The sequence below is a fragment of the Microcoleus sp. D2_18a_B4 genome, assembly GCF_036702475.1.
Lineage (GTDB): Bacteria > Cyanobacteriota > Cyanobacteriia > Cyanobacteriales > Microcoleaceae > Microcoleus.
In genome coordinates, this window is the sequence record NZ_JAUBTL010000024.1 from 12,340 (window position 1) to 25,512 (window position 13,173).

Annotated in this window: 11 protein-coding genes; 6 read left to right on the top strand and 5 right to left on the bottom strand. The window is 45.7% G+C overall.

Going from position 1 to position 13,173, the window contains the following annotated elements:
• Nucleotides 1-206 precede the first annotated feature (206 nt).
• Nucleotides 207-359, bottom strand: a complete 153-nt coding sequence (locus QUB04_RS15655) for a hypothetical protein (RefSeq protein WP_333285623.1) — start codon at nt 357-359, stop codon at nt 207-209.
• A gap of 179 nt (nt 360-538) precedes the next feature.
• Between QUB04_RS15655 and QUB04_RS15660 the strand changes: the two genes are divergently transcribed.
• Complete coding sequence (locus tag QUB04_RS15660) at nt 539-2,467, top strand: ATP-binding protein (RefSeq protein ID WP_333285625.1); 1,929 nt, start codon at nt 539-541, stop codon at nt 2,465-2,467.
• A gap of 368 nt (nt 2,468-2,835) precedes the next feature.
• Complete coding sequence (locus QUB04_RS15665; protein ID WP_333285627.1) at nt 2,836-3,366, top strand: hypothetical protein; 531 nt, start codon at nt 2,836-2,838, stop codon at nt 3,364-3,366.
• A gap of 253 nt (nt 3,367-3,619) precedes the next feature.
• Here the strand turns inward: QUB04_RS15665 and ilvD are convergent, their stop codons facing one another.
• Nucleotides 3,620-5,305, bottom strand: coding sequence for a dihydroxy-acid dehydratase (gene ilvD / locus QUB04_RS15670; protein ID WP_333285629.1), 1,686 nt, complete (start codon nt 5,303-5,305; stop codon nt 3,620-3,622).
• A 240-nt stretch (nt 5,306-5,545) separates the two neighbouring features.
• Nucleotides 5,546-6,871: a transposase gene (locus tag QUB04_RS15675; RefSeq protein ID WP_333285631.1), complete on the bottom strand. Its 1,326-nt coding sequence runs from the start codon at nt 6,869-6,871 to the stop codon at nt 5,546-5,548.
• 392 nt (nt 6,872-7,263) lie between these two features.
• Between QUB04_RS15675 and QUB04_RS15680 the strand changes: the two genes are divergently transcribed.
• Both QUB04_RS15680 and QUB04_RS15685 read left to right on the top strand, forming a co-directional pair.
• On the top strand, nt 7,264-8,106 hold the full coding sequence (locus QUB04_RS15680; protein ID WP_333285719.1) for a pentapeptide repeat-containing protein: 843 nt from the start codon (nt 7,264-7,266) through the stop codon (nt 8,104-8,106).
• 157 nt (nt 8,107-8,263) lie between these two features.
• Entirely contained in the window at nt 8,264-9,127 is an 864-nt protein-coding gene (locus QUB04_RS15685) for a sulfite exporter TauE/SafE family protein (protein WP_333285633.1), read from the top strand.
• Between the two features lie 156 nt (nt 9,128-9,283).
• Here QUB04_RS15685 and QUB04_RS15690 read toward each other — a convergent pair whose 3' ends face one another.
• Nucleotides 9,284-10,081, bottom strand: coding sequence for a hypothetical protein (locus QUB04_RS15690; RefSeq protein ID WP_333285635.1), 798 nt, complete (start codon nt 10,079-10,081; stop codon nt 9,284-9,286).
• 321 nt (nt 10,082-10,402) lie between these two features.
• Here QUB04_RS15690 and QUB04_RS15695 point away from each other — a divergent pair, with 321 nt between their 5' ends.
• Together QUB04_RS15695 and QUB04_RS15700 are read left to right on the top strand one after the other, a co-directional pair.
• Complete coding sequence (locus QUB04_RS15695) at nt 10,403-10,729, top strand: hypothetical protein (RefSeq protein WP_333285637.1); 327 nt, start codon at nt 10,403-10,405, stop codon at nt 10,727-10,729.
• Between the two features lie 59 nt (nt 10,730-10,788).
• Nucleotides 10,789-11,328, top strand: coding sequence for a GIY-YIG nuclease family protein (locus tag QUB04_RS15700; protein WP_333285639.1), 540 nt, complete (start codon nt 10,789-10,791; stop codon nt 11,326-11,328).
• A 451-nt stretch (nt 11,329-11,779) separates the two neighbouring features.
• On the opposite strand, the gene QUB04_RS15705 is transcribed toward QUB04_RS15700, so the two are convergent.
• Nucleotides 11,780-13,102, bottom strand: a complete 1,323-nt coding sequence (locus QUB04_RS15705) for a response regulator (protein ID WP_333285722.1) — start codon at nt 13,100-13,102, stop codon at nt 11,780-11,782.
• Nucleotides 13,103-13,173: the final 71 nt, after the last annotated feature.

Below are 13,173 nucleotides of genomic sequence, written 5' to 3' on the forward strand. Positions count from 1 at the left end.
CCAGAACTACCCGAACGATATTTTTTTATAATTATTGTTGAAAAACTAGCTGATTAAAATAAATGGAATACAAGCGATTATCTCAAACCCTGTCACAAATCAAATAGAGTTTAAGTAAGTCGGCGTGAAGAAAACGAACTCTGTTAAAAAAATAAGTGAATACAGAGAATGTTTCTACTGAGGCAATTCAATATATGGGCGCTATATTAACAGAAACCCGGTTTTTTGACACCAGTGCCTCCTGGAAGCGGGAGCATCTCATATTTGCAAAAACACTTCTTTCTTCTTCCTTCTGACTCTTTTCTCCTGGCTCCTGACTCCTGACTCCTAATTCCAATTTCGAGCTTTGCTGCTTTCATTGAGATGATCCCCTGGAATCTCCGAAAGTAGAAACGAGAAACCGGGTTTCTTAGGCAAGGTAAGAGCGTCCTAATTTACAAAAATTATTACATTAAATATCAATGCGGTACTCTCAAATCAGCCGCGAGTTAAGTTAGACTGAATTGTCAGTGCGTGAATTATTCACAGGTTAGCATCTATGCAGATCAAACATCTAAATCAGCCTTCACAAGAACTCTCTACCTCTTGCGAGCATAACATCAAAGACACCCAGCCACCAAAGCCCAATTATTTCGCTGACATAGCCCGTTCCTTCCGCAACCTCAGTATTCACGACAAAATCTGCCGTGGGTACGCACTGGCTCTTTGTGTTGCGATTGGGGGAACGGCTGTCGGGATGTTGGTGGGCACTTATTACTATCGAATAACTAATAATCAAGTACACATCGAGCGAGAAAGTCAGCTTTTAAATAAGTTGCAGGTGGCTTTACTGCGGACGCAAAATAGCCAAGAATGGCTGATTTACGGGCTAGATAATCCCCAAAAATTTGACCGTAAATACCAACAGTTACAAAACAATATTTCCACTTTAAAACTGTTGTTTTCCGAATTTAAAAAGCGTAACAATTTAGAACAAATTGAAGGGATAGAAAAAATTAGAAAAACTGGCGATTCGCTACTAGCAAATTATATTTCTCCCCTAGAAATAGTAAACAAAAAAATTAGTAAGTTGCCAAACAACCCCGCTCAACAAAGTATTAAACGTAAGTTGCTGTTGAATTTCGAGCGAGATAAAATTGGGTTGCAACTAGATAGGGCGGTTAATGATATAGCAGCAATTATCGATCGCGCCCAAGTGCAAGAAGATGCAGGGCGGAAGGAACTGCTGCGAGCGCAGGCGCTGCGGGTGCAAATAATTTTGGGTAGCATGGGACTGTCGATCGTCGTTGCAGCAGTGCTGGCGGGCTTCACCAGTCGGGCGATCGCCAAACCCCTCGCCGCTGTAACTAAAATCGCTCAGCAAGTGACTGAAGAATCTAATTTTCAGTTGCAAGTACCAGTTACCAGCACCGATGAAGTGGGAGTATTAGCAGCTTCGCTGAATCAACTGATTCAGAAAGTAAATCAGTTGCTAGAAGAATTGAAATCTGAACAACAAAGCAAGATACTTCAAAATGAGAAAATGGCAACTTTAGGGCGGATGTTAGCCGGCGTTGCTCACGAAGTTAACAACCCTATCAATTTTATCTATGCCAATATCGATCCTGCCAGAAATTATGTTGAAGATATTTTAGATTTGCTCAAAACTTACGAAACCGAAATTTCCAACCCCCCTGCCGCTGTGCTGGCGAAAGGCGAAGAAATAGACATCGATTTTCTCAAAGAAGATTTGATCAAAATATTGGACTCAATGCAAGTAGGCGCTGAAAGAGCCAAAGCTATTATCTTAAGTTTGAAAGATTTTTCTCGCCTCGATGAGGCAGCCCCTCATCCCGTCGATTTGCACGCCTGCATAGACAGCAGTTTGCTGATTCTCAACAGCCGCATCAAACAAGGCATTGAAGTGGTGCGACATTACGGCAATATTCCGACTGTGGAAGGCTATATGGGTTTGCTTTACCAGGTATTTGTGAATCTTCTCAACAATGCACTAGATGCTGTGGAAGAGAAAGCAAAAATTGAGAAATCCAGCTCTGAGAAGGCGAAAAAACGATCGGCTTCGGAGTCACTCCAGGAAGCACCGAGTTTTTCGCCGAGGATTGTGATTGCTACAGAATACTTGGACGACGACTCAGTGGTAGTGCGAATTTCTGATAACGGTACGGGAATCGCACCAGAGAGCCAAGAAAAAATGTTTGAAACATTCTTTACTACTAAACCGAGAGGTGTAGGTACTGGTTTGGGATTGGCAATTGGTCGCGAAATTATCGTTAAAAAACATGGGGGGACAATTAACTTTTGGTCGGAGGTGGGAAAGGGGACGGAATTTTCGATCGCCCTGCCGATTAAGCATGAGGATTTAATGCAAAATACGCTCTTACAACCTCCAGTTGCTCGTGAATATAATTCCCAAGGCAACGAGAACGTGCCAACCAATCCCAAAAAAAGAGGAACTGTAAAAACTTAAAAATTATATCATTTCCGGTTACACCGGAATGATGTTGACTGTTGACGCCGTGAACAGTCAACCGTCAACAGTGAACAGTGAACTCGAATTTACTATTCCGATGCTAACGGATTTGATATTATTCGTTTTTATCCCTGTTTCAAAAAAGAATGCAACTGCAAGCAAGCTCCGCAATCTGAGGTCAGAATTCATTCCCCATCTAAAATCTAAAATCTAAAATCTCAAATGGTATGAGATTGCTTACTGAGTGGCTGTGGCTACCCCATCCCCTGAGTGATAATACCAAAATAAAAACTATTTTCCATAATATTGAAAAACAGGAGTTGCTATAATTTTAAGTTGAGCAATCACTGTACGGAGCGAAAATTATGGGACTATTTGACCAAATTTTGAGCGCGATCGACAATCCCAACCAACAAGCAAACCCCAATCAGTTGGGCAACATTCTCGGTGCGGTAGAGCAGTTGAGCAGCAACCAGGGCGTCAATACAGGCACGACTCAGCTAGCAATGTCGGTTTTGGGCGGATACGTGCGATCGGCATTGCAAAACGTGCGATCGCAGTCAGGAGACGCACAAGCTCAACAAGTTGTCAACCAATTTAGCGGCACAAATCCCAATCCGCAAGCGGTACAGAGTTTGTTCGGCGCAGGCCAACTGACGCAGATAGTGAACGATATCGCCCACAGAACCGGTTTGAATAACGCCACAGTGCAGGCGATGATACCTGTTTTGGTGCCGCTCATACTGAATTTGCTACAAACCGGCGGCAACGCCCAAAACCCAGCCCAAGGCAGCAATCCCGTTTTGAATACGTTTTTAGATTCAGATGGAGACGGTGATGTAGATATTACTGACGCCATGTCGATGGCAGGCCGCTTTTTGAATCAGCGCAGTTAATATCATTTCCGGTTACACCGGAATGATGTTGACGGTTGACGGTTGACTGTTGACTGTTGACGCCGTGAACAGTGAACAGTGAACAGTGAACAGTGAACTCGGATTTACTATTCCGATGCTAACGGATTTGATATAATTGGGGAATTTTTTAACCGCAGATATCAGGGGATGGACACAGATGAACGCAGATAGGATTTTATCTGCGTTCATCTGCGTTTGTCTGGCTTCATCTGCGGCTACAAAAACTCCTACTTTAACCCAATCCCAAATCAGTCACAGCACCGATACTGCTAGAAGAAACCAACTTAGCATATTTAGCCAAAACGCCCCTAGTATAGCGAGGTTTAGGAGGCTGCCAAAGAGCGCGCCGCTGCTCCAATTCTGCATCAGAAACATTGAGCTGCAACAAGCGATTTTGAGCATCAATTGTAATTGAATCGCCCTCTTTTACCAAAGCAATTGTGCCTCCTACTTGCGCTTCTGGTGCAACGTGACCGACAACCATGCCGTAAGTTCCGCCAGAGAAGCGACCGTCAGTAATTAACCCGACAGAATCGCCTAAACCAGCGCCAATAATTGCCGAAGTTGGTGCTAACATTTCGCGCATTCCCGGCCCGCCTTTGGGCCCTTCGTAGCGGATGATAATCACATCTCCGGCTTGAATTTTGCCCGCTAAAATTGCATCCAAACAATTTTCTTCAGATTCAAATACGCGCGCTGGGCCGGTAATTTGCGGTTTTTTAACGCCAGTAATTTTAGCAACGGCTCCTTCTGTTGCCAGATTTCCTCTGAGAATGGCTAAATGTCCTTGGGCGTAAAGGGGGTTGTTCCAAGGGCGGATGACATCTTGGTCGGTGCGGGGTTCGGCTGGAATATCTGCTAACACTTCGGCAACAGTTTGACCGGTAATTGTCAGCGCGTCTCCGTGCAGCAAACCCTGTTCTAGCAGCATTTTCATTACTTGAGGAATGCCGCCGGCTTTGTGCAAATCGGTTGCTACATATTTGCCGCTGGGCTTGAGGTCGCACAGCACTGGTACTTTTGCTCGAATAGTTTCAAAATCGTCGAGGGACAACTCAACGCCGATCGCATTGGAAATGGCTAATAAATGCAGCACAGCGTTGGTTGAACCGCCCACTGCCATGATGACCGCGATCGCATTTTCAAAGGCCGCTCGTGTCAAAATTTGGCTCGGTAACAACTGTTTGCGGACAGCTTCCACCAGCACTTTTGCTGATTCGGCAGCGCTGTCAGCTTTTTCGGCATCCTCAGCAGCCATTGTCGAAGAATAAGGCAAACTCATGCCCATCACTTCAAAAGCGCTAGACATCGTATTTGCTGTGAACATTCCGCCACAGGAACCCGCACCCGGACAAGCTTTTTGTTCGACTGCATTGAGTTCTGTTTCGTCAATTTTGCCCGCGCTGAATTGGCCGACGGCTTCAAAAGCGCTGACAACGGTTAAATCCTGTCCGTTGTGGTGTCCGGGTTTGATCGTGCCGCCGTAAACAAAAATAGCAGGAATGTTCATGCGGGCGATCGCAATCATCGCCCCCGGCATATTTTTATCGCAACCGCCGACTGCCAGCACCCCGTCCATACTTTGGCCGTTGCAAACAGTTTCTATCGAATCGGCAATCACATCTCTCGACACCAGAGAATATTTCATCCCTTGAGTTCCCATCGAGATCCCGTCGCTGATAGTAATCGTACCGAACATCTGCGGCATGGCGCCGGCTTCCCTTGCACCCGCAATAGCCCGCAAAGCGAGCTCGTTCAATCCCATATTGCAGGGCGTAATCGTGCTGTACCCGTTGGCAATCCCCACAATCGGCTTAGTGAAATCGCCGTCACCAAAACCGACTGCCCGCAGCATTGCTCGGTTGGGCGCGCGCTGCACGCCTCCAGTCACAGCTTGGCTTCTCAAATTGTCAGGCATTTTAAAATTTCCTTTCTCTGTTGACAGTTGACAGTTGACAGTTGACAGTTGACAGTTGTCAGTTGTCAACTGCCAGCTCGCCCAAAAACGAATACAAGTTTCCGATAATCGTCGTGGTGAGCCCATAATTTTAGACCAAAGTTCCGGCTCCCAGATGAATCTGTAGAGCAAATCTAAAATCTAAAATCTAAAATCGACTGACTCAGTGCCGAGCGCCGAGAGTTTTACCCTATTGGTCAACTACCCACCATCAAGCGGAGTACCGCTATGATGTGGGCTTGTATCTGAACTCCACCGCAATTCCGAGAACCTAGATAGGATTTCAGCTTTGGTTTCAACGCTCGACACATTAGGGGATGCTGACAAGCTCCCCGTGCTAGTCCAGTCTTGCCGGACTAGCAGCGTTCTCATTGTAATATTTCGCGCACCAACCAAATCAGCGTGTAACACATGACCGCAACATTCACAGCGAAACAAGAGTCCTTTGTTAGGTCTATTAGCATCTGAGGTATGTCCACATTTAGGACAACTTTTCGATGTATAATGCGCGGGAACTTTAGTAGCCAGAGAGCCGTTTAGATTAGCCTTGTAGTCGATATAACCGTGCAATTCTGCAAATGACCATTTAGCCTTATTTCTATTAGCTCTACGCTGTTTCTTACTAGCCTTTTTCCCGGACTTAGATTTAGTTCTATCTCGTATTCCGGTCAAGTTCTCTAGTCCTATCAGGCTGTTAGGTTTTGCAATTTCCTTGCTGATTTGGTGATTCACATCAGCGATAAACCGTCTTTCTCTTCCAGATAACGCGATTAGTCTTCGCTTTGCCGAACGAGTGCCTTGACGCTGAAGAGTCTGTCTAGCTTTGTGATAGCGGTTAGCTTTGTGTCTAGCTTCTTTTCCTGAGTAGAATTTAGACTTGTTTTGTAAGTCTGTTTCTACCGCTAAGTAGCGCATACCCACATCGACGCCAGAAACTCTGGTTATTTTTAGTGGATCGATTTCAGGTACTTCTACTTCAAGGCTTACCATTAAGTAGTAGACCTTAGAAGAGCGCTGGTAGACAATTTTAGCAGCTCCAATTTTAGCGCCATTGGCAATTAAATCTAGATGCTTATTGTAGCCAGCATACGGAACTACTATTCTACCTTGCAGCGTGATAATGCTCACTTGCCGATCGGTTTTAAAAGAGTAGTCCCGCTGGTAGTTTAGGGTACAAGTTCGAGAAATGTATTTAGGAGGTTTGTCCAGCCCTTTATACCGTCTCTTTGTGTAACCTTTGGCAATAGCATCATTAGATTGTTTTACTTTAGACCAAAGGGTCTTATAGGTAGCAGATACTTGTCTGGGTACATTGCAAGCCATTTGTGCTCCTAGCCCAAATCGAACTCGCAATTCGTTGTAGACAGCTTTTTGCAGCTTAGCGCCATTACTGGTTTTACCCGCTTCAAAAGCGACTCGTGAAGTATAGTTCAAGGCATCCCGGTAAGCTAAAGCCGTCTGAGACACCAAGCATTTTTGCTCGGCGGTCAGGTTTAGTTTCAGCTTGGCGGTGATTACTTGGGGCATTGTGTTCACGAACTCTGATATTATTGTATCTCGTGAAAGCGACGAGGGCGAGTGGCAGAACAATATTTGTTTGTTCATCGACGGCCCCCTCACTTTCGGATATCTAAAGATTGTCGGTTTTGTTCGGGGGCGGATCTCTTCACTCACGCGCATTCCTCCCGCCACTCACTCCTTGTACAGGTAGAGTGCGGGACTCCTGCTGTTTTAGTTGATTTTCTCAGAAGCTTTGATCTTTGTCAGGCCCTTGAGGAGCGAATAGCACCGCATTGCCAAGAAAACAGTGCAAAGATTCTACAGATACTACAGCGTGCAGAGTGAATACCGTGGTTATCTGGGATGATGTGGTAACACCCATCACTCTAACGTTTAAAAAAAATTGCGAGGCGAATGACATGGAGGCCGATCGAATTCTGAGGCAATATGCGGCCGGAGAAAGAAATTTTCGAGAAATTAACCTCGTCGGGGCCGACTTAAAAGGGGTAAACCTCAGCGAGGCTAACTTTACCCGATCGAATTTCCAAGACGCAAACCTCAAAGGCGCTAACCTGACGGGAGCGAACCTGCGCGAGGTGAAATTGGCAGGGGTGGACTTGACGGAAGCCAACCTCAGCGAAGCAAATCTCATCGGTACCGATTTGAGCCGTGCCAATCTCAGCGGGGCTAACCTGATGGGAGCCAACCTGCGCGGCTCAATGGCCAGAGAAGTCAACATGACTAAGGCTAATTTGACGGAAGCTAATTTGACCGAAGCCAACTTTACCGAAGCGAATTTGTTTGCGGCCAACTTAACGGACGCTAGCATGATTCGCATTAATTTGATGAAGGCAAATTTGAGTTGGTCAACTCTCAAAGCGGTAAACCTGACAAATGCCATCCTCAGCGAGTCGCTTTTAGAAAGAGCTAACCTAAATCAGGCAATTCTCAGCGGGGCGATGGTGAGCGGGGCAAACTTGGCTGGTGCAGACTTGCGCCAAGTAACGATGGTTGGAGCTAATCTCACCGACGCTAATCTGAGCAATGCTAATTTGAGAGTTGCTAATGTGAGTTGGTCAACGCTGGCAAGAGCTAATTTGAGCGGTGCTAATTTGTACCGGGCAAAGCTGTGCTGGTCTAATTTTAGCGGGGCGGTTTTGGTGGAAGCGGTTTTGATTGATGCTAATCTCAATCGAACTAACTTCCGCGATGCAGATTTGAGGCGGGCAATTATGCCGGACGGCACAACTAATGATTCTTAAAATTTGATTGTTGATTGTTGATTGTTGATTGTTGACTGTTGACTGTTAACTGTTGACTGTTGACTACTGACTACTGACTACTGACTAATGACTAATGACTAATGACTACTGACTACTGACTACTGACTACTGACTACTGACTACTGACTAATGACTAATGACTATCACTGAATTATTGATGTTGGGTGCGGCGGGAATTTTTGCGGGAATTCTAGCTGGATTTTTGGGTATCGGCGGCGGTACGGTGCTCGTGCCTTTGTTGGTGGCTCTCAATTACGCTCCCGTGGAAGCGGTTGCTACTAGCGGTTTGTCGATCGTCATTACAGCTATTTCTGGCAGCATCCAGAATTGGCGCATGGGCTACCTCAGCTTGAGCCAAGTCGCAGGCATCGGATTTCCCGCCGTCATTACAGCACAAATCGGTGTTTATTTGGCGACGATATTTCCGCCTTACTTGGTGCTAGTTACTTTTGGGCTGTTGCTGTGGCTGAATATTTATTTGATTGAAGTTCGCAAGCGCCTGACAGCTAAGAAGAAAGCGGAAGTAGAACAAGGGGAACTGGGAGGACAAGCGGGACAAGAAGAAAATGCTCAATTACCAATTACCAATCACGAATTACCCAATAATTCAAATATTATATTCCATCCAACTTTTGCTAAAATTGCTACCGGCAGTGCGGCGGGTTTATTAGCGGGTTTGTTCGGCGTAGGTGGCGGCGTAATTATGGTTCCCCTGCAAATTTTGCTGTTAGGAGAAAGCATTAAAACCGCAATTCAAACCAGCTTGGGCGTCATCGTCATCACGGCAATTTCGGCGACGGCGGGACACGCGGCGCGCGGGAATGTTTTGTGGGTTGTGGGGTTAATTCTTGGCGGCGGCGGTTTGTTGGGCGCGCAGGTGAGCACGCGGTTTTTGCCGAGATTGCCCGATCGTATTGTTAGTTTAGCTTTTCGATCGCTCTTGGCAGTGTTATCGATTTATGTTTTCTGGCAAGCTTGGCAAAAATTTATTAACGGGTAATTGGTAATTGAGGCAGAGCCTCCGGGTATGTATTCCCAGGCAGAGCCTGGGAACAAGGTTAAGGCTACAATGACAGTTGACAGTTGAAGTTGACAGTTGACAGTTGACTACTAACTAATGACTACTGACTACTGACTACTGACTACTGACTACTGACTACTGACTCAGTTTCTTCACGGCGCGAGTCAGACGCTGTAAATAAGGCTTGACAATTTCTTGATTTTGCCTCTGCAACTCGGACACTTGCTGCTGCAAATGCTGAATCTCGGTTTGCAGCATCCCTGTGTCTATTGTGGGTCGATCGAGCAAGTCCTGCAATTGCTTGAGAGAACCTTGGATTTGATCCAAGTCTACTTCGTTCGATCGCTCCTGTAACTGAGCCGTAATAGTTTTAACTTCAGTTAACTGTTCGCCCATCAATAAAAATCGGACGTTGACATTTTCCCAATCATGCTCTCTGAGGGCGCTATTTTCCAAAATGCGGAGTTTTTGCTGCAAATCTGACAGTTGCGTGTGGAAATCCTGAGAATCTGCAGGCAGCGCCTGGGCTTGGCGTTCGAGGGAGGCTACGGCAGCTTGTACCTCGGCGATGACGCCGGATTCCAAGCCCAGGAGTTTTTGCTGCAAGTCGGAGACAGCGGTGTAGAGTTCCGCAGGTTCTCCAGGTAGTATCTGAACTTGCTGCGAGCGAGGTTCTACGGAGGCCTGTACCTCCGCGATCGCAGAATTTGCCTTTTGTTGCATTTGTTGCTCGAAACGCTGGCGATTGGCGAGATTTATGGAGAGTGCTGCGGTTAAGGGGGCGGCAGCGTAGACAATTTGGCCCGACAATCCTGCAGCAATTGTGCCAATAGCTGAACCAGCAACAGAGGCGTATTCTACCAATTCTAGCCAGTCCGGCTGGTTCGGGGTACTTCTGGAAGCTGGGAATGATGCTTTTTCAATCTTCTGCATAGCCTTTTAATCGTAGTCGGATAGATGGCGATACCGACATGATAAAAGCGATCGGCAAATAAATCAGGGCTAGTGGTCAAAATTTCCTGATTGTGGTATTTTTATTGACCGAAAGCATCCAGGATACAAGCCCCCGACTTGATCCGTGGGGTCAATGCTTCAATTCTTTAATCTAAAATCTAAAATCTAAAATCGATTGACCTCCTGCCGGATACCTTGTGCGTTTAAAACGCTCAGTCTCAGGTAAAATTCAGGATTAAGTCGATCGCTCAACATTTAACCAATAAGCGTTCACCGCCGTCTGTCAGGAGTATACAGAAAATGGGTCTTAAGATTATTGAAAGCTACGATAGCAGTTTTGTGCTCGAACCCGATGCTAAAACTGCACTGTTCGGTTTATTAACCGGTGAAAGCTTTGTCAAACAAGTAGCGCTACAATTGCAATGCTCGCGCATTGAGTTTGCCGAGTTACTTTTTCAGCCAGTCCCTTACAGCAGCGAGACGCCGAAGGGAATGCCTGCGGAATTTGAAAAGTATCATCAATCGAGCGATTTTGCGATCGTCAACGTCCCGCCTAATTTCATGTTCCAAGCCAAAATATTTAAACCCAGCCGCCTCTGTGCAATTTATCGAGTTTTCAAGAGTTAGGTAAAGGCTGGTTAATCTGTGGTTTAATCTAAAATCTAAAATCTAAAATCTAAAATCGGATGACAGAAGACATTCAATCTCTCGCTAGCTTAGAATTCATTCCCTACATAGACTCCGAGGGGAAATTGCCCGATTTTCTCCAGGGAAAAATCGGCGTTTACGCGATTTTTGACAGCGATAAAGTGCTGCAATTTGTCGGCTATTCTCGCGACATTTACCTCAGTCTCAAACAGCATTTGGTACGCCAAACCCAATATTGCTACTGGCTGAAAGTCCAAACTATTGACAAGCCCAGCCGCACTATTCTAGAAAGCATCCGATCAAGTTGGATTGCCGAAAACGGTTCCCAACCCCAGGGTAACGGTGCTGATGCTGCCAAGTGGAACGATCCCATCGACACCAAAACTGTAATGACTGCCCAAGAAACGGCAAATTATGAAGGTATCTTCGCCGATGAAATTGCCAAAGATAAATTGTTGAAAAATGTCGCGCGGCGCGTGGAAAATGAAATTTTCGCGCTGCTGAAAGCTCGCGGCGTAACTGAAGAAATCCGGTTTAATCCCAAGCTCAAAACGAGCGGATTGTTGGATTTAAAGTAAATATGCTCTCTGGTCAATTCCCCACAATCAGCTTAAGCTTTTAGTCCGCCAGTCCTCCCGCTTACCCGGCACTCCGCCAGGGAATGAATTCCCTGTCTAATAGCAAAAGTCCTCTAAAAGAGGACTAATAAATTATTCAGTCCTCTTTTAGAGGACTTTCGCTTTGAGGCAGGGGTTTCAACCCCTGACGGACTGACGGAATATCGGTTTTACCTTAAGTGGACACCAAAAGCCCTTGCCCTGTCCATAATTTCCGTGCCGGTAACGGTAATGCCGTTTCCCTACAGATGCTCGCGTACAATCTATGTGATATATAGCGGTTCTCAAGCGTGGTGAGGTATGGGGTGAGTCCTATGCCCGATGCCCGATGCCCGATGCCCGATGAGCACCTCATGTTAGTGAGAAAGGCTATATCCTCTGGGTATGTTAAAGTTTAAAATGTAGAAATTTATTAAAATTTTACAGATATCGGAATCTGCACAATTAACTTGGTTCCTCGAGCCGGAGCAGAAATACAACTGATTTGACCTCGATGTTTTTCCACTACAATATCGTGACTGATTGCCAACCCTAATCCAATACCACGGCCTACAGGCTTCGTTGTAAAAAATGGGTCAAATATCTGGTGGCGCACTTCCTCACTCATCCCACAACCGTTATCGGCAATGTGAATAACAACGGATTTATAATGGTGAGTGGCTAATTTTGAATCTTGATTGTGCAGGGCCGATTCTGACACACAACTTACTGAAGTGCTGATGGTAATTTTTCGGGGAGATGGTTGAGTTTCCAGGGCATCAATAGCATTACTTAGCAGGTTCATGAACACCTGATTTAATTCACTGGCGTAACAGGTGACTCTGGGCAGTTGGCTGTAGTCTTTAATCACCTCTATCTCACCAGCTTTGTTTGTTCCCTTCAGCCGGTGCTGCAAAATAACTAAAGTATTGTCTATGCTTTCATGAATATCCACTGGCTTGTACTTTTGTTCGCCAAGGCGGGAGAATTTCCGCAAAGACATCACTATTTCGCTAATCCGAGAAGCACCCTCTGTCATCGAATTCAGCAGTTTTGGATAATCCTCTGCGATGAATTCGGGTTGAATCTCGTTCAATTGGCCGATAATTTCTGCAACGGGCTGCGGGTAGTAATGTCGGTACAATTCGACGAGGCGAAGCAAATCTCGTGCATAGTCCGCCGCTAGAGCAATATTGCCGTAGATAAAGCTGACGGGATTGTTGATTTCGTGAGCAATTCCTGCCGCTAGCTGACCTAAAGAAGCCATTTTTTCCTTCTGTATTAACTGAGCTTGAGTTTTCTTTAGTTCAGTTACGGTTTGTTCGAGTTGCTGGGCGTAGGATTGTGTTTGCTGGAATAACTGGCGCTGCACGAGTTGATTTGAGACGCGAGCCAAAACTTCTTGTTCGTGAAACGGTTTTGTGATATAATCTATACCACCAACTTCAAAGGCTTTGACTTTATCTAATACTTCATTCAAAGCACTGATAAAAATAATTGGAATGTCCTTGGTTCTGGGAGAAGCTTTCAATGCTTGGCAGACTTGGTAGCCGTCCATACCGGGCATCATGATGTCGAGCAAAATTAAGTCAGGAGGAGTTAACTCGATCGACCGCAGCGCTAGTTTGCCGTCGGGTGCGGTGCGTGTTTTGTACCCTTGGTGCGAGAGTATTTGAGCTAAAAGTTGCAAATTAGCCGGAATATCATCAACAATTAAAATATTCCCTTTTAAGACGGGAGTTGGTTCGTAATTCATATCTCGTTCGCTAAAATAACCTTTATAGGTTTGTAGTGAGTACGATCGTCCTAAGCTGTTGTGCATTTAAT